The sequence below is a fragment of the Halocola ammonii genome, from assembly GCF_049334165.1.
Taxonomy (GTDB): Bacteria; Bacteroidota; Bacteroidia; order Flavobacteriales_D; family Sanyastnellaceae; genus JBEGHD01.
Window position 1 is genome coordinate 167346 of sequence record NZ_JBEGHD010000003.1, and the last position, 25341, is coordinate 192686.

At 44.6% G+C, this 25341-nt stretch carries 24 protein-coding genes; 11 read left to right on the forward strand and 13 right to left on the reverse strand.

Annotation, left to right across the window (positions count from 1 at the left end):
• Positions 1–60 precede the first annotated feature (60 nt).
• From ABHV44_RS04475 to accD, 4 genes are all read right to left on the reverse strand, one after another.
• The gene (locus ABHV44_RS04475) at positions 61–930 is read right to left on the reverse strand and encodes a sigma-70 family RNA polymerase sigma factor (RefSeq protein ID WP_459073461.1); all 870 of its coding nucleotides are present in this window, start codon (positions 928–930) and stop codon (positions 61–63) included.
• A 160-nt stretch (positions 931–1090) separates the two neighbouring features.
• Complete coding sequence (locus tag ABHV44_RS04480; protein ID WP_459073462.1) at positions 1091–3247, reverse strand: polyribonucleotide nucleotidyltransferase; 2157 nt, start codon at positions 3245–3247, stop codon at positions 1091–1093.
• Positions 3248–3362: 115 nt separating this feature from the next.
• A complete protein-coding gene (gene rpsO / locus ABHV44_RS04485) occupies positions 3363–3632 on the reverse strand; it encodes a 30S ribosomal protein S15 (RefSeq protein ID WP_459073463.1) in 270 nt (89 codons plus the stop codon).
• Between the two features lie 150 nt (positions 3633–3782).
• Positions 3783–4640 (reverse strand): acetyl-CoA carboxylase, carboxyltransferase subunit beta, encoded by an 858-nt coding sequence (accD, locus tag ABHV44_RS04490; RefSeq protein ID WP_459073464.1) that lies wholly within the window; start codon positions 4638–4640, stop codon positions 3783–3785.
• 121 nt (positions 4641–4761) lie between these two features.
• On the opposite strand from accD, the gene ABHV44_RS04495 reads away from it, so the two are divergent.
• The 3 genes from ABHV44_RS04495 to ABHV44_RS04505 are packed head-to-tail and all read left to right on the forward strand — an operon-like array spanning position 4762 to position 6594.
• The gene (locus ABHV44_RS04495; RefSeq protein ID WP_459073465.1) at positions 4762–5526 is read left to right on the forward strand and encodes a hypothetical protein; all 765 of its coding nucleotides are present in this window, start codon (positions 4762–4764) and stop codon (positions 5524–5526) included.
• Positions 5519–6028, forward strand: coding sequence for a hypothetical protein (locus tag ABHV44_RS04500; protein ID WP_459073466.1), 510 nt, complete (start codon positions 5519–5521; stop codon positions 6026–6028). The genes ABHV44_RS04495 and ABHV44_RS04500 overlap by 8 nt, the downstream gene beginning before the upstream one ends.
• Entirely contained in the window at positions 6025–6594 is a 570-nt protein-coding gene (locus tag ABHV44_RS04505) for a hypothetical protein (protein WP_459073467.1), read from the forward strand. Before ABHV44_RS04500 ends, ABHV44_RS04505 begins: the two co-directional genes overlap by 4 nt.
• An 11-nt stretch (positions 6595–6605) precedes the next feature.
• On the opposite strand, the gene ABHV44_RS04510 is transcribed toward ABHV44_RS04505, so the two are convergent.
• Positions 6606–8144 carry a GH3 family acyl-acid amido synthetase gene (locus ABHV44_RS04510; protein ID WP_459073468.1) on the reverse strand — a complete coding sequence of 513 codons (1539 nt, stop codon included), beginning with the start codon at positions 8142–8144 and terminating at the stop codon, positions 6606–6608.
• A 226-nt stretch (positions 8145–8370) separates the two neighbouring features.
• Between ABHV44_RS04510 and ABHV44_RS04515 the strand changes: the two genes are divergently transcribed.
• Positions 8371–8727 carry a hypothetical protein gene (locus ABHV44_RS04515; RefSeq protein ID WP_459073469.1) on the forward strand — a complete coding sequence of 119 codons (357 nt, stop codon included), beginning with the start codon at positions 8371–8373 and terminating at the stop codon, positions 8725–8727.
• A 7-nt stretch (positions 8728–8734) separates the two neighbouring features.
• Here ABHV44_RS04515 and ettA read toward each other — a convergent pair whose 3' ends face one another.
• The 3 genes from ettA to ABHV44_RS04530 form a co-directional block, all read right to left on the reverse strand.
• Positions 8735–10420, reverse strand: coding sequence for an energy-dependent translational throttle protein EttA (ettA, locus tag ABHV44_RS04520; protein WP_459073470.1), 1686 nt, complete (start codon positions 10418–10420; stop codon positions 8735–8737).
• Between the two features lie 100 nt (positions 10421–10520).
• Entirely contained in the window at positions 10521–12200 is a 1680-nt protein-coding gene (locus ABHV44_RS04525) for a T9SS type A sorting domain-containing protein (RefSeq protein ID WP_459073471.1), read from the reverse strand.
• Positions 12201–12342: 142 nt separating this feature from the next.
• Positions 12343–13596: a metallophosphoesterase gene (locus ABHV44_RS04530; RefSeq protein WP_459073472.1), complete on the reverse strand. Its 1254-nt coding sequence runs from the start codon at positions 13594–13596 to the stop codon at positions 12343–12345.
• A 253-nt stretch (positions 13597–13849) separates the two neighbouring features.
• On the opposite strand from ABHV44_RS04530, the gene ABHV44_RS04535 reads away from it, so the two are divergent.
• Positions 13850–14314 (forward strand): hypothetical protein, encoded by a 465-nt coding sequence (locus tag ABHV44_RS04535; protein WP_459073473.1) that lies wholly within the window; start codon positions 13850–13852, stop codon positions 14312–14314.
• 153 nt (positions 14315–14467) lie between these two features.
• On the opposite strand, the gene ABHV44_RS04540 is transcribed toward ABHV44_RS04535, so the two are convergent.
• Genes ABHV44_RS04540 through ABHV44_RS04550 form a run of 3 tightly spaced genes read right to left on the reverse strand, consistent with a single transcriptional unit; the run spans position 14468 to position 17411 of the window.
• Positions 14468–15250, reverse strand: coding sequence for an ABC transporter ATP-binding protein (locus ABHV44_RS04540; protein WP_459073474.1), 783 nt, complete (start codon positions 15248–15250; stop codon positions 14468–14470).
• The gene (locus tag ABHV44_RS04545; protein ID WP_459073475.1) at positions 15247–16272 is read right to left on the reverse strand and encodes an iron chelate uptake ABC transporter family permease subunit; all 1026 of its coding nucleotides are present in this window, start codon (positions 16270–16272) and stop codon (positions 15247–15249) included. Before ABHV44_RS04545 ends, ABHV44_RS04540 begins: the two co-directional genes overlap by 4 nt.
• On the reverse strand, positions 16269–17411 hold the full coding sequence (locus ABHV44_RS04550; RefSeq protein ID WP_459073476.1) for an ABC transporter substrate-binding protein: 1143 nt from the start codon (positions 17409–17411) through the stop codon (positions 16269–16271). Before ABHV44_RS04550 ends, ABHV44_RS04545 begins: the two co-directional genes overlap by 4 nt.
• A 162-nt stretch (positions 17412–17573) precedes the next feature.
• Between ABHV44_RS04550 and ABHV44_RS04555 the strand changes: the two genes are divergently transcribed.
• The gene (locus ABHV44_RS04555) at positions 17574–19223 is read left to right on the forward strand and encodes an acyl-CoA carboxylase subunit beta (RefSeq protein ID WP_459073477.1); all 1650 of its coding nucleotides are present in this window, start codon (positions 17574–17576) and stop codon (positions 19221–19223) included.
• A 60-nt stretch (positions 19224–19283) separates the two neighbouring features.
• Here the strand turns inward: ABHV44_RS04555 and ABHV44_RS04560 are convergent, their stop codons facing one another.
• Together ABHV44_RS04560 and ABHV44_RS04565 are read right to left on the reverse strand one after the other, a co-directional pair.
• Positions 19284–19820, reverse strand: coding sequence for a hypothetical protein (locus ABHV44_RS04560; RefSeq protein WP_459073478.1), 537 nt, complete (start codon positions 19818–19820; stop codon positions 19284–19286).
• A gap of 651 nt (positions 19821–20471) precedes the next feature.
• Complete coding sequence (locus ABHV44_RS04565; RefSeq protein WP_459073479.1) at positions 20472–21101, reverse strand: NUDIX hydrolase; 630 nt, start codon at positions 21099–21101, stop codon at positions 20472–20474.
• A 74-nt stretch (positions 21102–21175) separates the two neighbouring features.
• Between ABHV44_RS04565 and aat the strand changes: the two genes are divergently transcribed.
• The 5 genes from aat to ABHV44_RS04590 all read left to right on the forward strand — a co-directional run bounded on the left by aat (position 21176) and on the right by ABHV44_RS04590 (position 25316).
• Positions 21176–21871 (forward strand): leucyl/phenylalanyl-tRNA--protein transferase, encoded by a 696-nt coding sequence (gene aat, locus ABHV44_RS04570; RefSeq protein ID WP_459073480.1) that lies wholly within the window; start codon positions 21176–21178, stop codon positions 21869–21871.
• Positions 21864–22439 (forward strand): lysophospholipid acyltransferase family protein, encoded by a 576-nt coding sequence (locus ABHV44_RS04575; RefSeq protein ID WP_459073481.1) that lies wholly within the window; start codon positions 21864–21866, stop codon positions 22437–22439. Before aat ends, ABHV44_RS04575 begins: the two co-directional genes overlap by 8 nt.
• A gap of 191 nt (positions 22440–22630) precedes the next feature.
• A complete protein-coding gene (locus tag ABHV44_RS04580) occupies positions 22631–22888 on the forward strand; it encodes a hypothetical protein (protein WP_459073482.1) in 258 nt (85 codons plus the stop codon).
• Positions 22889–22969: 81 nt separating this feature from the next.
• Complete coding sequence (locus tag ABHV44_RS04585; protein WP_459073483.1) at positions 22970–23665, forward strand: peptidylprolyl isomerase; 696 nt, start codon at positions 22970–22972, stop codon at positions 23663–23665.
• Positions 23652–25316, forward strand: a complete 1665-nt coding sequence (locus ABHV44_RS04590; protein ID WP_459073484.1) for a dipeptidyl-peptidase 3 family protein — start codon at positions 23652–23654, stop codon at positions 25314–25316. The genes ABHV44_RS04585 and ABHV44_RS04590 overlap by 14 nt, the downstream gene beginning before the upstream one ends.
• The last annotated feature ends 25 nt before the right edge of the window (positions 25317–25341 follow it).

The following is a 25341-nucleotide window of genomic DNA, read 5'->3' on the forward strand; positions in this document are numbered from 1 at the left end:
AAAAAAGCCCCAGAGCTTTTGGCCCGGGGCTTTCAAAAATTTATGAATCTGGGATTCTTTCTAACCGAGGTAAGATTTCAGAATTCTGCTTCTCGAGGTGTGTTTCAACCTTCGAATTGCTTTTTCTTTAATCTGTCTTACTCTTTCTCGGGTAAGGTCAAAGCGCTCACCAATTTCTTCAAGTGTCATTGGATGTTCTCCATTGAGTCCGAAGTAAAGGCGGATAACGTCTGCTTCTCGAGTGGTAAGTGTGCGGAGCGATCTTTCAATCTCTCTGCGCAGCGATTCGTTCATCAAGTCCAAATCTGGAGAAGGCGACTCACCTGTTTGCAACACATCGTACATGTTGCTTGAGCTATCGTCACCATCTTTCAGTGGCGCATCCATAGAAACGTGCCTTCCGGCATTTCTCAGTGACTGCTTCACTTCATCGAGTGTCATCTCCAAAACTTCAGCAAGTTCTGCTGCAGAAGGAGGACGCTCGTACTCTTGCTCCAAACGGGCAAAAGCTTTATTGATCTTGTTGATCGAACCAATTTTATTGAGTGGGAGTCGCACAATTCGGGACTGCTCGGCAAGAGCCTGCAAAATCGACTGGCGAATCCACCATACGGCATAAGAAATAAACTTGAACCCCCGGGTTTCGTCAAAACGCTGTGCGGCTTTGATCAACCCCAGGTTACCTTCATTAATCAAATCCGGAAGCGAAAGCCCCTGGTTTTGATATTGCTTAGACACAGAAACTACGAATCGCAAATTTGCTTTTGTGAGTTTTTCGAGTGCTACCTGATCTCCCTGCTTAATTCGTCTTGCTAGTTCAACTTCTTCTTCAGCAGTGATGAGGTCTACCCGACCGATTTCTTGCAAATATTTATCCAGCGATGCTGTCTCCCTGTTGGTAACCTGTTTGGTGATTTTTAACTGTCTCATATATTAAGTTACATCAGGATTTTAAAGAATTATTCACTTCGTTAACATTAAGCTTAACGTAAGCTTATGCAAAATGTGACATTCTAAATTAAAATAAACCTTAATCAAAAATGTTCAGTCCTCACAATGAGTGAGAACCGAACAGTTTTTTAAATCTCAATTAATTGTTTTCTGGACGTTTGTCTTTTCTCTCAGGACGTTCGAGCAAAACTTTTCTCGAAAGCTTCACTTTTCCAGTCTTTGGATCGCGGCCAGTTACCTTGAACTTCACCATCTCTCCTTCTTTCAGAACGTCAGTTACGTTCTCCACTCGGTGCCACTCAAGCTCCGAAACGTGAAGAAGTCCTTCTGTTCCAGGAAGAATTTCTACGAAGGCTCCGTAAGGCATTATCGACTTCACTTTTCCTTCGTAAACCTCTCCGATTTCTACTGTTGGAGGGAATGCGATGTTTTTGATGCGCTTCACTGCTGCATCCAAAGACTCTTTGTCTGAGCTTGAAACCTCTACCAATCCGTGGTTGTCCTGATCTTCGAGGGTGATAACAGTTCCGGTTTCCGACTGAATTTCCTGAATGATTTTTCCTCCAGGGCCAATCACCGGTCCGATCATTTCTGAAGGGATAGTGAAAGAAACCATGCGTGGTGCATGCGGTTTGTAATCTTCGCGAGGTTCTGGAAGTGGCTTCAGCATTTCCTTGCGGATGTGGTGACGACCATCTCTGGCTTGCATCAACGCTTCGCGAAGCAAGTCTGCTGAAAGTCCGTCAATCTTAATGTCCATCTGGCATGCAGTGATTCCGTTTTCAGTTCCGGTCACTTTAAAGTCCATATCTCCGAGGTGATCCTCATCTCCAAGGATGTCTGAAAGAACAGCGTACTTACCAGTCTCAGGGTCTGAAATCAATCCCATGGCAATTCCAGAAACAGGAGCTTTGATCTGGATACCACCGTCCATCATGGCGAGGGTACCTGCGCAAACAGTTGCCATTGATGACGAACCGTTGGACTCCAAAATTTCTGAAACCAAACGAACTGTGTAAGGACATTCGTCTTTTGGTGGAATCATTCTCTTAAGTGCTCTTTGAGCGAGGTTTCCGTGACCAACTTCTCTTCGACTGACTCCTCTAATTGGGTAAGCTTCTCCAGTAGAAAATGGAGGGAAGTTGTAGTGCAACAAGAAACGCTCAGATGTAGAGCTCAATGCTGTATCGATTGTTTGCTGATCGAGTTTAGAACCGAGTGTCAAGGTAGTCAGCGATTGTGTTTCACCACGGGTGAAAATTGCTGAACCGTGAGTTCCCGGAAGGTAGTCGACTTCTGTCCAAATTGGACGAATGTCTTTTGGTCCACGACCATCCAAACGAACGCCTTCGTTCAAAACGAGATCGCGAATGGCTTTTTTCTGAGCCTGACCAAAGTATTTTTTGATGAGTTTACCTTTTTCTTCGATCTCCTCTTCTGAGTAGCTCTCTAGCAACTCGTCTTTAAGAGCTGAAAAAGCTTCTTTTCTATCTGATTTCGAAGCGCCTTTCTTGGCTGCATCGTAAATCTTTTGGTAGTACTCATCCATGATTTTTTTCTGAAGATCTTCATCGCGATCTTCGTGATCGTACTCGCGTTTTGGCTGAGACGTTCCTACCATGGCGGCAAGTTCTTTTTGAACTTTGCAGTGTACTTTGATAGCTGAGTGTGCGATTTCGATGGCTTCAATCATGTCTTCCTCAGACACTTCGGCCATCTCACCTTCTACCATTACTACGTTTTCTTCAGTTCCGGCAACGATCATTTCCATGTCGGCAGTTTCAACCTCCTCGAAAGTAGGGTTGATAACAAATTTGCCATCGATGCGCGCTACGCGAACTTCGGATACCGGCCCTCCAAAAGGAATGTCACTTACAGCAATTGCCGAAGATGCCGCGAGGCAGGCAAGTGCATCTGGCATGTTTTCGTGATCCGAAGACATCAGCTGGATCATCACCTGAGTTTCAGAGTGATAATCGTCTGGAAAAAGTGGGCGCAAGGCTCTGTCGACCAGGCGCATGATTAATATTTCTGAGTCCGAAGGACGTGCTTCTCTCTTAAAGAATCCACCCGGGAACCTTCCCGCAGCGGCAAATTTTTCGCGGTAGTCTACCGTGAGCGGCAGAAAATCTACATTGGCAGCTTCGCGGTTGGAAACTGCAGTGGCGAGCAACATCGTGTCGCCCATTCTCACTACAACAGATCCGTGGGCTTGCTTCGCCAATTTACCGGTTTCAATAGTGATTTGTTTGCCATCTCCAATGTCGATGGTCTTTGATTTCAATTCGTAATTCATCTTCTTGTTCGTCTATATTTATTCGTCTATGTGTCGTACTGCTAAAAACCAAAAAAGGCAATTGTAATCAATTGCCCCTTTTGCTCAATATTTTGAAACCGATTTGCTCAATCGCTTATTTTCTCAATTTCAATTCTTTCACGATGCTACGATATCTGTTGATATCCTTTTTCATCAGGTAGTTGAGGAGATCTCTCCTTTTACCAACCAGTCTAACTAGCGAACGCTGTGTGTTTGCGTCTTTCCTGTTTTTCTTCAGGTGCTCAGTAAGGTGACTGATGCGGTGAGTAAAAAGAGCAATTTGCCCTTCTGCAGATCCCGTGTCGGTTTCTGACTTGCCGTGCTTGGCGAAGATTTCTTTTTTCTTTTCTGTACTTAGATACATGCCAATATTGTTAAAATGATTTTTATGTATGCTGCTCTAAATTTCTAACGATCAGGTGGTGAGGCATTTCTCGAGCTTACTACCTGAAAACTAGTATGGCGGCAACACTTTGCCTCCTTCAAAACAGCGCTGCAAATGTAATACATTTTTTCAGACTGCTCGATCTACTTTCAACATTTTCAGGGAAAGAGCCAACTTCTTTTTAAGCTCCTTTCTGTGAACGATATAATCGAGGAAACCGTGCTCAAGGACAAACTCTGATCGCTGAAAACCTTCTGGTAAATCGCGACCTATGGTCTCGCGCACAACACGCGGACCAGCAAAACCAATGAGCGCGTGAGGTTCGGCAATATTCAAATCTCCGAGCATTGCAAATGAAGCCGTGACTCCGCCTGTAGTCGGATCAGTCAACAAACTGATGTATGGCAACTTTGCATCAGCCAACTGGGTGAGCTTTGCTGATGTCTTTGCCATTTGCATTAACGAAAATCCAGCCTCCATCATGCGAGCACCACCAGATTTTGAAATGCAAATAAAAGGACAGTTCTCGCGAATGGCGTAATCAATTGCCTTTGCAATTTTCTCACCTACCACGGAGCCCATCGATCCACCAATGAATTTAAAATCCATCGCTGAGATGACAATTTTTTCTCCATCGAGCTCTCCAAAGCCCGACCGTATGGCATCTTTGAGACCGGTTTTTTCTTGTGTTGCTTTTAGTCGCTGGCGATAGGGCTTTGTGTCTTCAAATTCGAGTGGATCTGCCGATGCGTAGTTCGCGTGTAGCTCCTTGAACTTTCCATTGTCGAACAACAGTTTGAAGTACTCTTTGGAGCCAATCCGCTCGTGGTGATCGCAGTGATCGCAAACCCACAAGTTTTTACCGTGATCTTCGGAAGTCATCAATCTTTTGCAAGACGGACACTTGTACCAAAGTCCTTCTGGTATTTCTTTTTTATCACTTGTCTTGGTAGTGATACCAGACTTAATTCTTTTAAACCAACCCATAGATTTTTTCTAATTGTGTTGAAGGGCAAAGATAGAATTTATTGCTGTGGGCAAAAGATTGATTGAACACGATTCCATCTCATTGTTTATAAACTTAATACATCAACAAGCTCACAAAAGAATGAAGAAGTTTTTAAAGTTTCTCGGTATCATTTTGTTGCTAATCGTTGCGGTTGGTTTCATCCTGTTCTTGATTTACGATGAAGAACTGCCGGAGGGAGATCAAGGTCAGGAAGCTACTGAGCTCGCAACAGAAATGGCATCTGCAATAAATTTTGATGCCTGGGAAAAAACCCGATTCGTTCACTGGAAGTTTGAAGATGTGCACGAATACTGGTGGGATAAAAAGACGCAGATCGTGAAAGCACAGTGGGGCGAGACAACGGTTTTTCTGCATACTCCTTCTCAAACCGGAAGTGCATTGCGCTCTGGAAAGCATCTTGAGGGTAATGAAAAAGAAGAAGCCATTCAAAAGGCTATCGGCTACTTCAACAACGATTCATTTTGGCTGAACGGTCCGGCAAAATCGATTTCTGCAGCAGATAGATTTGCGGTGGTAGAAGTTGAGGAAGGTCGAGGGCTGCTTACCACTTTTAAATCTGGTGGATCCACTCCAGGTGATTCCTACTTGTGGATTTTGAATGAAGATGGTTTACCGACATCCTGTAAACTGTGGGTAAGTGTAATTCCTGTTGGAGGTATAAAAAACAAGATTGTGGAATGGGAAACACTCGAAACCGGAGCAAAAATTCCTGTAAGGCAAAAACTCGGGCCAATGGAAGTCAACATTACCGATCTCAGCAGTGCTCCGTTGGAGATGTCTCCAGAAATTAGAAATAACGATATCTTTGAGGGTCTAAACCTCAACGAATCAAACTATGAATAGAGACACTTTGCTGGACGAAAACCAGCAGTCGATCCAACCAGGTTCCAGTTCCGACCTAAGAGTAAAAGCCCGACAACAGAAACTGGAAAAAGTCAACAAGAAACTCAATCGGGCGAGGATCGTGCTTTACGTTTTGGCAGCACTTTTTGGAATTGTCACAATTTACGAAGGGTATCAGTTTGCTGGTCAGGATCCGCTTCTTTTCTGGATTGTGGTGGGACTGGACATATTCATAGCAGTTTCTTTCTTAGTATCCGCCATCATGTTTTACAGGAATCCCTTCGGTTGGATTTTATTTTCCCTGATACTTTACGGAACCTTACAGCTAGGAATTATTTTGTCAGACCCTTCCAGTGCCTACAAAGGAATTTTGATCAAAGTGCTCGTTATTGTGTTTTTAGTGAAAGGTCTTCAAAACACGAAAGAAAAGAAAGACCTGGAGAAAGAAATTGAATTGTTAGAACTAGAAGAGATTAGCAGCGAAGAGGCTGGCACAGTATGACTAAAAACAAGACTGAGAGAATTTTAAATAACAAAATCATTCCATCCCAAATCGAGGATGCATGCATCGAAGCATTGCAGCATTACCCGGAACTAGACCACAAGAAGATTGTATTCAAGTTTCAAAAAACAGTGGGTTCCACAATGTTTGCACAACCCTTGCCTAACTTTCTTTTTCGATCAGTTAGGAAGCGCGGCTACACCATCAAAATCTCCAACAACGTAGATCTTGAAAATGGAATTCGTATAGCGGACATGCCTCACGAAGTCTTAGTTGGGTGGATTGGACACGAACTTGGCCACGTGATGGACTACGAACAAAAGTCCAATTGGCAGTTAGTGAAATTTGGCATTGGATACCTGTTTTCTGCTCGCTACAGAGTCGGAAGTGAAAAGGTTGCCGATCTTTTCGCGATTGAACACGGGCTTGGAAATTTCATCCTAGAAACCAAAAACTACATTCTCGACCACAGTAGTATTTCAGAAAAATACAAGAACAAAATCAAGAACATCTACCTCTCACCGGAGGAGACACTGGCTATGATCCATCAAATGGAAGCTAACTGATGGAATGCAAATCAGACAGGAGCTTTTGGTGAAACAATTTCCAGAAACTCCTCAAATTGATCTTGCTTCATCATTTTTGGAATTTTCACCTGCCCTCCTTTTTTCTTGGTGGCACCGGCCCAATCGTAAATCTTCGAGACAGGAACAGAGTCGACTTTTACTTCAGAAAGGGCCTTGGTTCGGGCAACCTTGTAGTTGTTATTCTTCTTCTTTAAGATTTTATCCAGAACTCGATCGGCACCTTCGGCTTCAGCGAGATCGCCTTCAAGGCCAAGCACCCAGTGATGAGTGAAAGTACCGTCATCATTTTTTACAGCGGCCAAAACGTATTCTGTAACGTCAATGTCGAGCTTAGTTTCTAGCTCAGAAATGGCCTCATCGGTTTTTTCAACTGATAACTGCGAACCTGCTACATTCATAAAGAACTTCGTGCGACCGGTGATGTCAATTTCGAAGTGTTCGAGACTGGAAAAACGAATGGTATCACCAATAAGATAGCGCCAGGTGCCTGCACAAGTAGAAACAACGAGGGCGTAATCCTCACCTTCCTCTACCTCATCAAGTCCCAAAACCACAGGTTGGTCTTTTACATTTCCCAACTCGTCAAACCCACGCTCGTCAAACGGAATAAACTCAAAGTAAATCCCTGCATTAGTCGCCAGTTTCATGCTTTTGGTTTCTGGCCTGTTTTGGTATGCGAAAAACCCTTCAGAAGCCAGGTAAGTGTCGAGCACAGCAAGTGGTTTTGTTGTGATTGCTTCGAACTCTTCGCGATAGGGATCGAATGCCACACCACCTGATGCGAAAAGCGACAAATTGGGCCAAATCTCGTGAATGGATTTTAGGTTGTGCTCTTTGATGACTTCCTTAAGCATCAGTAGAATCCAGGCAGGGATTCCCGAAAGCGCGCCCACATCCCATTCCGGTGCTCGTTTGGCAATCTCCTTCACTCTTTCATCCCAGTCTTCGATGGCAGCAATTTCTTTTCCCGGCTTGTAGTAAGGCTCGAACCAAAATGGAATGTTACCAGCTGAGATCCCGCTGATTTCGCCTTCCTTCCAATGTTCCGTTTCAGTCAGGTCCGTGCTGCTTCCGAGCATCAGAATATCTTTTTCGAACATCTCCGCAGGCAAGTCATAATTTGAAAGTCCAGTCACCTGCTCTACTCCCACCTTTCTGATGGACTCTATCATGTCCTGTGTCACAGGAATTCTCTTGCTTTCGCTTCCCGTTGTTCCGCTGGTTCGTGCAAAAAAATCCACTGATCCAGGCCAGGTCACATTTTCTTCATTATTTTCAATTCGGTACCACCATTCATCGTGGATTTTGCGATAATCGTGCAGAGGAACACTTATCCGAAAAGATTCTTCTAAGTCTTTTGACTCCAGAATTTCAGAGAATTTGTAGTGCCTGCCGAACTGTGTGTTTTCTGCTTTTTGCAACAGTTCTCTCAACTGTTCTTTTTGGTCTTCAATGGGGTTTTCATTACCCGTATCAAATTGTTTCTTTAGGGAAATTGCGCTCTTAATAAGATGGCCTAAAATGGTCATTGCTGTTTTTGTTTTCTTTTACCTTACCGAAAATTATACCGAATGAATTACCGACAAAAGCGCCCAGGGCAACTCTGATCAATGTGACTGACCACCACCCAGCTGTGCAATTTCCTCTACAACTTTCACTCTGTGATTAGTCAGATATAAAGCACGCTCGGCAATCCACCACTCGGAATACTCTTTGCCGCACTAATTACGACTTAATAACCAAATCAGATTTTACATGGAAGCCAAACCACTCGAAAAACATCACAGATTAGAAAGGAGAGTTTTGCCAATTAGCGGAATAATTATGTTCGCACTCGGGTTCTTCACCGTGCTATTCGAAAGTTACCCAATTTGGGGAATCTTGTTGGTTTCATTCGGAGCTGCAACTTTGCTCACTCAGTTTTTTGTGCGAATCAGCCCATTTTCAATGAGTGGAGTGATGAATATTGCCAATGCAATTCTGTTGGCAGCAATGTCCTACTCCATCAATGGATCAGAACTCGGCTCTGCGTATCTCGCGCTGGCTCTGATGTCAGTCATCTTTTTAATTTCCGCATTTGTGATGTGGCGGAAATGGAGTGCTGCAAAATAGATCGATTCTATTTCACCAGTTTCTTGTACTTAATTCGTTTTGGACCTTCATCACCAAGGCGTTTCCTGCGATTTTCTTCGTATTCTGAATACGTTCCCTCAAAGTAATAAACCTGAGAATCGCCCTCAAAAGCCAGAATGTGCGTACAAATTCTGTCGAGGAACCAACGGTCGTGAGAAACCACCACAGCACATCCGGCAAAGTCCATAATCCCTTCTTCGAGTGCACGTAGCGTGTTCACATCGATATCGTTGGTAGGCTCATCGAGCATCAGCACGTTGGCCTCGGTTTTCAACGTCATCGCCAGGTGAAGTCGATTTCGTTCACCACCACTCAAAACTCCAACTTTCTTTTGCTGATCCGATCCGTTAAAATTGAATTTGCTGACGTAGGCACGGGAATTAATTTTTCTCCCACCGATTTCTACAATCTCATTTCCTCCGGATACCACTTCCCAGATCGATTTCTCGGGATCGAGGTCCTTGTGAGCCTGGTCGACATAACCGATTTCCACCGTTTCGCCAATTACGAAATCCCCACTGTCGGGCTGCTCTTCTCCCATAATCATTTTGAAGAGTGTAGTTTTTCCGGCACCGTTTGGTCCGATAACTCCAACTATTCCGGCTGGTGGTAGAGAAAAATTCAAGTCGTCAAAAAGTAGCTTGTCTCCAAAAGCTTTGGAAACGTGGTTGGCTTCGATCACTTTGTCGCCCAGACGCGGTCCGTTTGGAATCGGAATTTCGAGTCGTGCTTCTTTTTCCTTGCCTTCCTCGCTGAGCATTTTCTCGTAGTTCGCCAATCGGGCCTTATTCTTAGCATGCCTACCTTTCGGATTCATTTTCACCCACTCGAGCTCGCGGTTGAGTTCTTTTCTGCGCTTGCTTTCCTGCTTCTCTTCCTGAGCCAGACGGGTAGACTTTTGCTCCAGCCAGGAGCTGTAGTTTCCTTTCCACGGAATTCCTTCTCCGCGGTCGAGCTCTAGAATCCACCCGGCTACATTGTCTAGGAAGTAACGGTCGTGAGTTACACAAAGTACGGTTCCTTTGTACTGCTCGAGGTGCTGTTCAAGCCATTGTACCGATTCTGCATCGAGGTGGTTGGTAGGCTCATCGAGAAGAAGAACATCTGGCTGCTGAAGCAGAAGTCTGCAAAGTGCCACTCGCCTTCTTTCCCCTCCAGAGAGTTCGGCAACCTTTTGATCTTCTGGCGGACAGCGCAACGCATCCATGGCGATGGCCAGTTTTGTATCGAGCTCCCATGCATCAAGCGCATCAATTTTATCCTGCACTTCCGCCTGGCGATCCATCAGCTTTTGCATTTTATCAGGGTCGTTCATGATTTCTTCATCCATGAACTTTTCATTGATCTGCTCATATTCTTTGAGCACCTGCACCGTTTCAGCTGTGCCTTCTTCCACTACTTCGCGGACCGTTTTTTCGGGATCGAGTTTTGGCTCCTGGGGTAAAAAGCCAACTGAATAACCATCAGACCAGGCCACATCTCCCTGATAGCTTTCATCAAGACCAGCAATGATCCTGAGGACTGTTGACTTACCAGATCCGTTGAGACCGATGATTCCGATTTTGGCTCCATAAAAGAAGCTGAGGTAAATATCCTTTAGAATATGTTTTCCTTGCGGTGTGGTCTTGTTGACCTTCACCATAGAAAAAATGATCTTCTTATCGTCTGACATGGGTGTTTGATTTTGATATTATGGCTCACGTTTTTGCAAAACGTATAGCTGACAAATATCGTAATCAAAAAAGAAAGTCCAACGCCATGATCTGAGCATTTTATTGTACAACCAATTTGAGGGATTCAATATTCCCTTCTTCGTCATGCCATTTGAGAAAGTAAAGGCCCGAATTTAAAGTCGACACATCCAGTTTTACCGGAGTAGAAGAGTCAACATCGGTGAACTCTCGACTGAGAACTTCTTTCCCACGGCTACTATACATGCTCAATTCTCCTCTAACTCCAGCTGAATTTTCTTGACTAGTCAGGTTAAAAACTATGTTAACCTCCTTGTTTGTTGGGTTGGGAAATGCAGTAAGAACCCTTCCTTTCTCCCTGTCAAATTCATTCACAGCTGTGGTCCTGCATCCTGGATAACTGCAGCCCTGAGCATCAACCCTCATCATCCAAAGAGATTGATGACTTGAAGAATTTGTGGAAGTCACATTTAGATAACTGGTTACATCGCCAGCTACCAAAAAGCCACCTTCATCAATAGGAATAAGAGCGCGAATACTGCTACGTGAGAAATCATTTACCGAAATTGAAGGTGAGCCAGCGTAGTTATCTATCCAATCGATATTAAAATCTTGATCAAACTTGATAATTATGCCCGACATGTCTGACTCACCTGCCAGGTAATAGGAATCTTCAAACTTGTACAAATTAGACTTGTCGAACCATTCACTACTTGGTTCAGGATAGTAAATACCGTCAAAGTCATCTGGTACATTTCCGTCAAGGACATACATTTCTTGTTCTTCAAAACCATCTTCTGTTTCCTGGAAACGAGAAATAAAAAACCGCTGCTCAAAACTTAAGCCGTTGCCGATTGGAGGCGCTTGAACTGATGTCACTCCTCCGACAACTACGCTGTTGTCTTCCAAAATTATTCTGGCATTTCCATCTTCGGCAATTCCCCCAAATTCGTGTGATTTGAGAAGCTCTCCATCACTATTTAATTTCATTATAACGAACTTGATATTCTCAAAACTAGATTCATTCGGAATGTCATAGTTTGCAATGCCAAGAGCCCATATATTTCCCTCATCATCCAATTGAAGAGATTGAACCTTCGCTACAGAAGGATACTCTTGTATCCAAATCTCCTCACCTGTCTCTTCATCTATTTTCGTGAGCATTCCAATTGGTTCGCCATAAACTGGTTGATTATTTTCGATAACGCGACCTGAATACAGATAACCATCTTCCATTTCACAAGCACCATATACACCATATAAATTCTCCGAAGAATAATTTAATGATGGCACATCTATAAGCTCTATTGGTGAATCAGAATTATCATCCCATTTAGCTAGTCTATACTCCACTTCATACCAACCATCTTCATTATCTCCAAGGGGCACGTATTTGAGGAGTGTAACTACTTCGTCTTCTGAGTTGACGAAAGATGTTATTTGCGTGTACTTATGATTCCCCACAAGAAGAGTTTCGGAAATTCCCGGATCTGGATATTTTGCAGAGCTGATTAAACTACCGTCATAGCCAATTTTAAAAATCGCAAGTTGACTTTGAACAAATGTTTTACTCCCTTGACATATGGCCAAAATGTGATCTTCACGAGGAACAATCATGGTCGGATGGATTTTCACATCAGTCTCATCATTATGGTATTCATTTTCGAATAACTCGTTCCAATAATTTTGAGACTGGCTGTTGAAAGGAGATAAAAGAACACATACTATTAAAATCAGAAAAAACTTATAGGGAAGACGCATGATCATATTTTTAGTTCTAACAAGTTAAAATACATAACACTTAATATTGTTTAAAGTACCCCATTTATTCTGCCTTGTCAAATCAATCAGGTCGAGGATTGACCAATTCTTACAAGTCTATCCTGGCTCGCAATTCTATTTATTAAGCTTTGCGAAAAATGTCGAACACCGTCACTTCCGGTGGCATCCCTACTCTACCCGGGAAGCCGAGATAGCCGAAGCCACGGTTGACGTAGATGTGCTGTCCGTTTTCCTTGTAGAGTCCACCCCAGTGTTTGTAGCGCAGCCGGGCGGGACTGATCTTTATTCCCAGAGTTGGAATTTCCAGCCCGAACTGCATGCCATGAGTGTGGCCGCTGAGCGTGAGATCAATTTTTTCTTTGCCTACAACTCGCTCTTCCCAGTGCGTGGGATCGTGGCTCATTAGGATCTTAAAAGAGTTTTCAGCAACACCCAATTTGGCTTTTTGCAAATCACCATAGCGGTGAAAGCCCACTCCCCAATTTTCAACTCCCAACAGAGAAATTCGCTGGCCATCCCTTTCGATGGACACATTCTCGTTGAGAAGTAATTTGAATCCCATTTTCGAGATATTCCTTTTCAGGTTGTTGAGATTTTTGCTACGAGCTTCTTTGTCGGGCCAGTTTACGTAATCGCCATAGTCGTGATTGCCGAGAATCGCGTACTTCCCTTCGCTTGCCTTTAGTTTTGAAAATAGCTCAACCCACTCATCCGACTCGGAGGCATAGTTGTTAATCATATCTCCGGTAAATAAAATCAGGTCGGGATTTAGTCGGTTGATTTTCTCAAAGACTTTGGCCACTTCCTCTTTCCCCTTTCCCAAAAAACTACCGAGGTGTGCATCGCTGATTTGGACTATTCGCATTCCGTCAAAGACTGAAGGTAGGTTGACAAAACTCAGCTTTTGTTTAATAAACCGAAAAGCAAATCGCCCACTGGTCACTCCGTAAAACATCCCCGCAAAAACCACTGCAGACACCGCCAATCCTGCCTGATTTATAAACTGAAGACGGTTTATTTTTACCCCATCGCCTGTCGCCTGAGGTTGGAATTTAGCTACAACCCAACGTCCAAGGTGGACTAAATCATCAACAATGTGGAAGGCAGAAAAGAAAAGCTTGGGTACGAAAAAAACCATCGTGAAAGCCACCAGCCAATAGGCGAAACCGAATTCTCGCTTCTCGGCCATTTCGCTAAAATTGAAAAAGATGTAGGTCATTCCGGAAACTGTCACCAGGGTCGGGATCCAGTAACCCCAGCGCCACACCGACTTCCATACTGATGAGGCATTGCGGCTCAAATTCCAAACTCCCTTGAAGGCGTATAGATCGACAAGGAGTAAAATGATCGTCAGTGTTATAAAAAATACCTGCACGCGAGACATTGCAAATTTTTCTGCTTTTGGTTTAAACCTTAGATAACAACTGGTAATGTACATTGGTTTGGAAATTAATCCCTGAATGCTCAGAGGAAGACTTTAACCAAATAAATTGGCGTTCAATTCACTACATATTAAACTGTTTACCAGTTATTTAATTCAATTTTCGGTAAATCCAAAAAAATGGTTAAAAATGACCAGACTAATTCTTTTACGCAGATCTTTACACTCAAATTCAATAACATAAAAGATGAAAAATCTACTCTTGGCTATTTTGTGCTTGTCAGCATTCACAATCCAATCTCAGGCTCAATCTTCTGAAAATAGAACTAAAGAAGTTAAAGTAATCACTGTGGTGGAATCTATCGTTCCCATGGGAATTGGTCGCTCTAGAATCATCGACTCAAAACAAGAGGTTGATACCGAGCAATTCACTACGGAGCGTACCGAAGGCAAAGATTCAGATCAGGGAAAAGTCCGCAGAAAGGACCTCAAGATCGACAATTTCGAAGAGACTAAACTGCTCAACTTTTACAGTGGCGTAGGGATCAATTTCCAAAACATCGCTTCAAACGATGCCATGATTTCATCGAAACTCACTTCGATGTTGGCTGAAGGCTGGGAACTGATACACGTAGTTGGTGGAGTGGAAAGTGAAGCTGGAAAAGATGATGGTAACGGTATTTTCATCACCAGGTATATTTTTATGAGATAGGCAAAACTTTGCGGTCCTGGCGACTTTGCGCGGGCTATTCCGTCTTGCGAAGTGTTGTTTCTCGCATAAGACGCATAAGGCGCAAAGCGCTCAGCTAAGCATAGTTTAACCATGAAGGAATTAAGGCTTAATTCAGCTTAATCTCTCAATATTTCAACTCTCTCCCCTCAAAAAGAATCTCTTTTTCTCAGGGTCGTAGTTCACTTTCTCACTGCCGAAAATTCGCTCGAGGTTTCCAGATTGGGAAAGCTTGTCTGGCGTGTTGTCGATCAGCTTTTTGCTGTGATGGTCCACCAGCCAAATTCTGGTAGCAATTTGTAAAGAAAGGTCGAGTTCGTGAGAGGAAAAGAGAATCGTCTTACCTGTTTCCTCAACAAGTTGTCGCAGAAGCAAGAGGATTTCTGCACGGCTCGTGAAATCGAGAAAAGCTGTCGGTTCGTCCATGATCACGAGTGGCGTGTCCTGAGCTAAAGCCCGCGAGATAGCAACTTTCTGACGTTCCCCATCGCTGAGCTGATCGAGGCGCTTTTCTGCCATGTGCTGGATTCCCGTGCGCTCCATGGCACTGGTCACCTTTCCTTTATCCTCGTCAGAAAGCCTATCCAACCAATTCGTGTAAGGCTGTCGACCTAGAGACACTGCTGTAAAAACATCCAGATTTCCAGGTGCAGTCCGCGAAGTAAAAACAGCCGAAACATTCCTCGCCATCGTTCTGGCAGAAATCGAGCTCATCGATTTTTCATTGAGGGTTACCTCTCCGCCCAAAGTACTGATCAGTCCCAAAGCGGACTTGAGAAAGGTCGTTTTCCCGGCACCGTTTTTCCCCACCAGCCCGATGAGTTCTCCATGGGAAACTTCAGCGGAGAAGTCGTTGATCAACCTGGCATTTTCTGAAAAGCCGACCGTCAAATCCTTTATTTCGAGAAACTTCTTCACAGCGCGCTCCTCCTTCTGTTTCGCATGAAAATAATCCATATCACCACTGGCGCTCCTACCAGCGAAGTCACCGCATTGAGCGGCAAGCTACTTTCAGACCACGGCATTCGGCTGATCCAGTCGCAGCCGAGACCTAAAACCATCCCGGTCAAAATCACTCCGGGAATTAAAATTTTGTGATCAGCTGAATGAAAAAGTCCCCGAACGAGGTGCGGAACGGCCAGCCCGAGAAAAGCGATTGGGCCACAAAAGGCAGTGGTGACACCTGTGAGAATCCCGGTGGCGACCAAAATTAATATGCGCGTTTTTCTCACCGACACGCCAAGAGTTTCCGCGTAATCCTCTCCGAGCATCCAGGCGTTGAGCGATTTCAACAAGGTCAAAACCAACAGCAATCCCAGCAAAACACAAATGGCGAAAAATCCTATTTCGCTCCACGAGGTGGTCGAGAAAGTACCGAATCCCCAGTGGACAAAAACCTGCAGTGCTTCCTTGGTTGTGCGCGATTGCAAAACTGTGACGATAGCCGAAGTCAGGTAACCAGCCATCAATCCGAAAATCAGCAACGATACGTTATCACGAAGTTTCTGTGCCACGAGCATCACTCCAATCAAAATCAAAAAAGCTCCGGCAATAGCAGCAAGGGCGATGGAAAGATGATAGGAAAACCCAAAAAGTGCTCCACCTCCGGCAAGTACCAGAAGTGCCACTCCAAGACTCGATCCGGAAGTGATTCCCAAAACCGAAGGACCAGCAAGCGGATTGGAGAAAAACGTCTGCATCAGCAAACCGCTCACCGCCAGTGAACTTCCAGCCAGAGCTGCTGTGCAAACACGGGTCATCCTCGAATCAAAGATGATGACCTGCCAGCGTTGATCGACAGACTCAGAGCCAAAAAGTGTTTCAAAAACCGTTTCGAGTGGAATGTGAACCGAGCCGGCTACGAGTTCGAGCACAGCAAAAACTACTACCGAAAAGATCAGCAGCGAAAAAAGCAGCACACGTTTGCCACCGGTTTTCATTCTTCAATCAGTTGGAAATATTTTGGAATGTGGTCTTCCACATAATTCGGGTGAAAGATAGCAATCAGATCTTCAAGAATCAGCTCCGGCTCCACCACTCCATCGCCAAAGTAGTCGGCCTCAGCGGTGTTGCAGTAAAAAATTTGCTTTTCCTCAAACGCTTTAATCGTGGTGAGTCGGGGATCGTTTTCGCGGACTTTCTCCAGTGTCAGGTCGCCTTCCTCGTGCACCACTTTTCCCCAGAAATCTGTTTCGTAAGCCTTGTTGTAAAGCGTTTCGAAATCGAGCGTCAGGTTGTCTCGACCTTCAGCTTCGCGAAAAATGTAGTTTGCTCCGGCATCTCGCAAGAAGACGGCAATGAAACTGTCACCGGTTGGTGCGTACCAGTTTCCATTGGAGTAGCTTCCGGTGAAAACACTCGGGATGGTGGAAGACGAAGCTACTTTACTCTTTAGTGATTCGTAGCGTTTTTTGATAGCCAAAAAAACTGAATCCGCTTCCTGTTCTTTACCCAGCAATTTGCCAAAAACCTTAAGCCACTCGGCACGACCAAGTGGATGACCTTCCTGGTATTCGGCAATATCGACACACGGAATCCCCGCTGACTCTAGCTTTTCGGTGTTCATCCTTTCGTAAGGATAAATGAAAAAAGCATCCGGATCGAGAGCGATCAATTGTTCCTGATCAATGCCATTAGCTCCAGAAAGTGACTTGATCTTTTCCTGTTCCAAATGAGTTTTTACTTCTGGATTCAAAACGTAATCCGCGTAAGCCATCCCACCGATTTGATCGAGCGCATTGAGTTTCGCAATCATGGAAGTGTGGGTAGTGCTGAGGCAGGCGATATTTTGCAATGGAGTTCTCAAAACACGCTCGTCTTTCAGCGAATCGGGCAATTCACCATCTTTGGGAAAAAGTATCCACCGCTGCTCGGTAGTATCTCCAGTGAGGTCTAGCAAAACAAGCTCTTCGTAGCTTCCGTGATTTTGGAAATAAAACCCTTCGGCAATTTCCGGGCGAATGGTTTTCAACCCGGCAGCATCCGGATTTTCAATTTCGTTGCTGTCCGCATTTTCCGTGCAGGAAAACAGCAAAAAGCCAACTACAAAGAAGAGCAGAAGATTAGATTTTGTCGTCATAGAGCGGGTAAAGCTAAGGCTTTTGAGATTTCGAGAACAACCCTTTTTACTACAAGTCTTTCTGTGAAGCCCTGAATTTCTTTTCAAAAACCAAACTCCGTGCGAACCCTTCCTCCACTTCCTTGTTTTTTATAATTTCGAGCGCACGAAAAAAAATGCACAATGGCAGACTACGGAAAACAAGACCTAGAATTCAACAAGAACGAGGATAAGATGCGTTTGCTTCTTTCCGATTTGCACAAGAAACTCGAAAAAGTCTACCTCGGTGGTGGACAAAAGAAAATCGACAAGGAGCACAGCAAAGGCAAAATGACTGCCCGCGAGCGAATTGATTTCCTGCTCGACAAAGACGCTGAGCAAATCGAAATTGGAGCTTTCACCGGAGATGGAATGTACCAGGAATATGGCGGTTGCCCTTCAGGAGGAGTGGTTGTAGTGATCGGCTACATCAACGGCAAGCAAACTATCGTTGTGGCCAACGATGCCACAGTGAAAGCCGGGGCGTGGTTCCCGATCACAGGAAAGAAAAACCTACGCGCTCAGGAAATAGCTATCGAAAACCACCTTCCAATCGTTTACCTCGTTGACAGTGCCGGAGTTTTTCTGCCAATGCAAGACGAAATCTTCCCTGACAAAGAAAACTTCGGTCGCATCTTCCGGAACAATGCGGTGATGAGTTCGATGGGAATTCCACAGATCGCTGCCGTGATGGGATCTTGTGTGGCCGGAGGTGCCTATCTCCCAATCATGAGCGATGAAGCGCTGATCGTGAAAGACACCGGAACAATTTTCCTTGCAGGGTCTTACCTCGTGAAGGCTGCAATTGGTGAGGACATCGACAATGAAACGCTGGGTGGAGCTACCACTCACTCCGAGATTTCCGGAGTTACAGACTACAAGGCCGAAAACGATCAGGACGCTTTGAAAACCATTCGCGACCTCATGGACAAGGTTGGCGATGTGCAGCAAACTGCGGGCTTCAACAAGAAAGAGGCAGTTGCTCCAAAACGCGAACAAACAGACCTCTACGGCCTCATGCCTGCAGAGCGAAACAAACCTTACGACACCAAAGAAATTGTAAAAACACTTCTCGATGACGGTGATTTCACCGAGTACAAATCGGGCTACGGTAAAACAATCGTTTGTGGTTACGGCCGCATCGATGGCTGGTCGGTAGGCGTTGTTGCCAACCAGCGCAGCACAGTGAAATCGAAAAAAGAAGGGATGCAGTTTGGCGGTGTGATCTACAGCGACAGTGCCGATAAAGCATCGCGTTTTATCATGAACTGCAATCAGAAAAATATTCCGTTGGTTTTCCTTCAGGACGTAACCGGATTTATGGTCGGCTCGCGCTCCGAGCACGGAGGAATCATTAAAGACGGAGCAAAAATGGTGAATGCGCAGAGTAACTCCACCGTTCCGAAGTTTACCGTGATCATGGGTAATTCCTACGGAGCCGGAAACTACGCCATGTGCGGAAAAGCTTACGATCCTCGTCTGATCGTTGCCTGGCCAACTGCCGAGCTTGCCGTAATGGGTGGTTCACAAGCAGCCAAAGTTCTGCTTCAAATTGAAGTAGCCAGCCTGAAAGCAAAAGGTGAAAAGATCACGAAAGAAAAAGAGCAGGAGCTTTTCGACAAGATCAAGAACCGCTATGACGAGCAAACATCGCCATACTACGCTGCGGCTAGACTTTGGGTAGATGCCATCATCGATCCGAAAGACACAAGAAAATGGATTTCGATGGGAATTGAAGCGGCAAACAATGCCCCGGCTGAGAAGAAATACAACGTAGGCGTTTTGCAAACCTAAATCAATTATGAATTACGAGTGATACCATTCGTAATTCGTAATTCTCATCTCGTAATTTCTCTATTGGTAGTGCTCGAAATTAGTCAGCACCTCGTGTAGGCTTTTGATGAGCTCGATTTTTTCGTCTTCGGGATTAGCAACAATAAATTCTTTGACGATAACCAGTGCTTCCATGAGCTCTGCTTCGGGAAATGGCCCTTCCATGTTTTCGATGACTGTCAGGCTCTCAACGGCATCCATAAAACTCCCTTCCACAGCTATTTCTGTGATTGTGTCGATATGATCGATCGGATTCACTCCGGCATTCCACATGAAATTCATGATTGAACCGCGAATCTGTTTGAACTCGGGATTCTTAAGTGCCTTACCCAATTCGAGGTCAGCACCAGTAACCTTTATGGTGCTCAGCATGGTAGAAATTTCATTGCGAACGTCCTTGCTTTCGTTTTCCTTGTAAACCGTCAGCAAAGGCACGATGATAGAAGTATCGCCAATGTCTTTCACCTTTTTAAGAGCAGACATCACCAATACATCCTGACTGGCAAAGAGATCTTTCTCTACTTCGCGCAACTTTTTCTCTCGTTCTTTTTCCGTCATCCTTGAGGTATTTTTTGCAAAATTAGTTTTTTCAATTATGAATGAGTCAATTGAGAATTATGAATTTCTCGCAGCTATGGGAACTTTCAGCTATGTTGGTTCTCGCAGAGAGCGCAGAGACTTGCGCAGAGATCGCTGAGCGTGAAGTGGTGAATCATTTACGAATTATCATAGTGAGCATTGTTTCTGGTTCGCGCGTAGGCAACTCCCCTTTAGGGGTCGGGGGAAGCGGTGGCCAAGAATTAGGTACGTGAGTAGACTATGGTTATTCAGGACGAAGATGACCAACGAAACCTTCTCAATACTCAAACTCACACTCAAACTGATTTCTGCACATTGAGTCCTCCCTCCCCCTGCGGGTACTCCCTCCAAAGGGAGATAGCGCGCAGCTACGGGAACTTTCAGCTACGTTGGTTCTCGCAGAGAGCTCAGAGACTTGCGCAGAGATCGCAGAGCGTGCAGCTACGGGAACTCTCAGCTACGGTGGTTCTTGTAGAGGGAATGAACTATCTCGTTAATTGAAAATGAATGGTACACTGTAGAAAAATTGCTCTGCGATCTCTGCGCTTTCACTCTGCGATCTCTGCGAGAAACTCCCGTAGCTGGACGCCTTGCGACTTGCGTTTGAATCGATCAAACTTACCTGCCACATCACTCCAAAACCAAATCCTTGAACTCGGCCAGGATCATGGCGGTGGCGCCCCAGATGGTGTGACCCTGAATTTGAAATGTTGGTGCTACGATGTGGCGATTGTAGTTTTTGATAAAAATCTCCCGCTCCTCAATGGTCTCTTCGCTGATGATTGTTTGAAGACTGCTCTCTATGATTTGATCGACTTCCCGCTCTTCTGGGACAAACTGCGGTTCGTAATCGATCATTCCCACTGAAGGGTAAACCAAAAAGTTGGAAGGTGGTATGTAGAGCTCGCTGAGCTGACCAATGATTTTAATGTCTGAGCGTTTCACGCCTACCTCCTCTTCGGCTTCCCTCAACGCAGTTTCTTTGAGGTCGGAATCTCCCGGCTCGTGGCGTCCTCCGGGAAAACTAATTTGAGCACTGTGCACACCTTCATAACTCGGCCTCTTGATGAATACCGTGTGCATTTCACCAGCTTTGGGATAGAGCAACAAAAGCACTCCGCTTTGTCTTGGTGGAACTTTGTGTTTGAATGCTTCAGCTGCAGTCGGTCGACTATAGGACATCATTTTTTGATGCGAAGTTTCTCCCGGCAAATCCTTTCCCAGCTTGCTTTCCAACACTTTTACGAGGTCGTGATTCATGGTCGACAAAGATACATTAAATTTGACGGCCAAAGAGTGCTTTTGAAACCCTGATAACCTGATCGCTGAAGCCAATGCCCGTCTTTTTGCTCAATGAAGACCTTTACTTCCCCGACCCAAAAGAAGCTGTGGGTGACGGACTGCTGGCTGTTGGTGGCGACCTTTCTCCCGATCGACTCCTTTTGGCATACGAGCAGGGGATTTTCCCGTGGTACAATCCAAGGGATCCGATTCTCTGGTGGTCGCCAGATCCGCGCTGCGTGCTCTTTCCCGAAAAGCTGCACATCTCCAAAAGCATGAGAAACATTCTCAATCGCGACCTTTTTCAGGTAAAAGCTGACACTGCTTTCGAGCAGGTCCTTCGAAAATGTAAAAACGCACCGCGTAATGAAGAAGGCACCTGGATCAGCGAAGACATCGTTCAGGCCTACTGCAAACTACACGAATTGGGTATGGCCCACTCGGTAGAAACCTGGAAAGACGGAGAGCTCGTTGGCGGACTCTACGGAGTTTCTATCGGCCGCATGTTTTTTGGAGAATCGATGTTTACAGAAGCCAACAACGCTTCGAAAGTGGCATTTATCAGGCTGGTGAGAACTCTCCAACGGCTTGACTTCGAGGTTATCGATTGTCAGATTTACAACGACCACCTCGGATCCCTGGGAGCAGAAAACATCAGCCGAAAGGAGTTTTTAAAACTTCTGAAAGACCAACTCCGTTTTAAAACAAGAAGAGGAAACTGGACCAAGCTATTTGCAGGACATGAATAAAATGGCAGTGAAATGGATATCGCGCTGGTTTCAGAAAACAGGCTGGAAGTTTGTCGGCAAGCTTCCCAAGAGGCTCTATAAGAGCATCATCGTCACTGGGCCACACACCAGCTACACCGATTACATGCTTTGGATTGCGGTAAAAAAACTCGCCAGGATTGATGCTGATATTTTTGTACCTCATCACGAATTCAAATTTCCTTTCACCCTATTGCTAAAGGTTGCAAAAGCAAAAAAATATCAGGCCGGTGAGGAACAAAAACTGGGTGAGCTACTCTCTAAAAAGTTTGAAGAGAGCAGTCGGTACACAGCCATCGTGTTTGCCGAAAAAAGCATGGAGCGAAACGATGATCTGAATGACTTCTTTTTCGATTGTGCTCAAAAATCAAAGGTGCCGTTGGTTTATGTGGCTCTAGACTATGAAAGGAAAAACGTAAAGTTCCATACCCACTTTTTCCCTACTGAAAACAAGAAAGAAGCCCTCGGATTCTTGAGGCGATTCTTAAGCACCTACCGTGGAAAACATCCGGAAAAAGGAGTCTTCCGAACTCCCGGTGGCCGCATCTGACGCATGATTAGCAAATCGTTAACAAATTGTCAATAAGTCGTTGTTCATTACTCTGCAATTGCATTATTGAATTTCTAAATTAGCAAGCATCGAAGTCGAAACCCCTCGCGGTATTTTTAAACCTTAACCTCGTTGTCAGACTTCTCACAACTAGCTTACTGTATTTTTTAACCAATAAATTGCTGTGCCCTATGGATAAATACGATTATCTCCTTCTCGACATTATCAACGATCACAAAGATTCGAAAAACGACCTCATCGACCTTACCTCTCTGGAGCGCACATTTTGGCAGACAATTGAAAATGACGACAACCTAAACATTGGTCAGTCGCGCGTTGGCGAGAGAATAACCAACCTCTACCTCGACAATCTCATTCAAAACAGAAATGGCTACATGCTCACCAAAAAAGGAAAGCAAGTCCTTTCATACCAGACTGCCGATATTTGATTTTAAAAGAGCCTTTCAAGGCTCTTTAGTTTTTATTTAAATTCACGGCCGATTCGATATTCATCAAACGGTCTCCAGATTATGCAAAAGTGGTTTTTGTTGTTCTCAATTGTCGGTTGTTCGCTGCTCATCAGTTGTAATCCTAACGGAACGGAAAACTCAAATAAAGACCCTAAACAATCGCAAGAAAATCTACCTGAAAAGGAAGAAAAAAACCCAGGCGAGGAAGAAAAAAGAGATGGTCTGCAGGCGAAGATTGTCACAGACAAGGGCACAATTATAATTGACCTTTTCTACAATAAAGTTCCTCTAACAGTTGCCAATTTTGTGGCACTGGCAGAAGGAGAAATGCCGAACTCTCACCGCGAAACCGGAAAACCTTACTACGATGATCTTACCTTTCACCGGGTTGTGAAGGGGTTCATTATTCAGGGTGGTGATCCTCTCGGCAACGGTACCGGAAACCCGGGCTATAAATTCCAGGACGAATTTTCTCCTACTCTCAATCACAATAAAGAAGGAATGGTTTCCATGGCCAATAGCGGCCCGAACACCAACGGAAGTCAGTTTTTTATCACCCTCAAACCTATACCACACCTCAATGCGAAGCACAGTGTTTTTGGAGAAGTCTCTGAGGGAATGGAAGTAGTGAAAGCCATTGAGCAAGGCGATAAAATGAAAAGCGTAGAGATCATCCGAAAGTCGGAAGAAGCAAAGAATTTCAATGCGAAAGAAATATTTTATAAACGATCATTCGATACTTATGAAACACCTTAATTATTTACTCGCAATTGCCTTTGTGGCAATAATAGCTACCGGTTGTGGTGGTGACGATAAAAAGTCGGACAAAGACGCTGACAAAAAACTACAAAGCACGCTGGAAGAAGGTCGCGCAGACATCTATAAAAAAGTGCAACTCACAACTGACGTTGGCCAGCTATCGGATGAAGACAAAAAACTCATACCAATTCTGATAGAAGCTGCCAGACAGATGGACGAGATTTTTTGGTTGGAGAGCTACGGTGACAAAGACACTCTCCTGCCGAGAATCGAAGACGAAAAAGCAAGACGTTTTGCGGAAATCAACTATGGACCGTGGGACAGATTGAACAACAACGAGCCTTTTATTGAAGGTGTTGGTGAAAAACCGGCAGGTGCCAATTTCTATCCTCACGACATGACCAAAGAGGAGTTTGAGTCGTGGAACAATCCTTCGAAAGACTACCAGTACACAGTTATTAGAAGAAATGAAGACGGTTCACTGAAATCGATTCCTTACCACAAGTTTTTCGAAGAGCGCACAAATCGCGCAGCTGCTCTACTCGACTCTGCTTCTGCTATCGCCTCAAATAAAAGTTTGAGCTACTACCTAAAGCTCCGAGCTGAAGCACTGAGAACCGACAAGTTTGAAACGAGCGACATTGCCTGGCTCAACCTCAAAGGCAACAATCTCGACATCATTATCGGGCCAATTGAAAACTACGAGGATCAGCTTTACGGTTACAAAACCGCCCACGAGTCTTACGTGCTAGTGAAAGATAAAATGTGGAGTCAGCGACTAAATCGCTACGCGCAATTTCTACCAGAGCTCCAGTCGAACCTGCCGGTGGGTGACAAATACAAGCAAGACAAAATTGGCTCAAACGCTCAGCTAAATGCTTACGATGTGATTTATTACGCAGGTGATTGCAATGCCGGTAGCAAAACTATCGCTGTAAATCTTCCTAATGACGAATCGCTTCAGCAAAATCACGGCACCAGAAGATCTCAACTGAAAAACGCTATGCGAGCCAAGTACGATGAGATTTTGGTTCCCATCTCAAAAGTGCTTATCGATGACGAGCAGCAGAAGCACATCACTTTTGAAGCATTCTTTGGCAACACCATGTTTCACGAGGTGGCTCACGGTCTTGGAATCAAAAACACCATCAACGGAAAAGGAACTGTTCGCGAAGCACTCAAAGAGCAGCACTCTGCTTTGGAAGAGGGCAAAGCAGACATCCTTGGGCTTTATATGGTAACAGAACTTTTTGATAAAGGAGAAATTGACGAGGGCGTGATCATGGACAACTACGTCACTTTTATGGCGAGTATATTTAGATCAGTAAGATTTGGAGCTTCCAGTGCTCACGGAAAGGCCAACATGCTCCGATTTAATTACTTTAACGAAAAAGGCGCTTTCACAAAAAATGCTAAAACGGGAAAATACAAGATTGATTTCGAAAAAATGAAAATGGCCATGAATGACTTATCGGAATTAATCATCCAACTTCAGGGAGATGGTGATTATGAGGCCGTTAAATCACTGATGGCCGAAAAAGGTCAAATTGGTCCTGAATTGGAAAAAGATCTCGAAAAACTGAAAGAAAATAATATTCCAGTCGATGTGACCTTCGAACAAGGGGTCAATGTTTTGGGTTTGAACTAATAAGTGAAAAAATAGTTCTTAATTT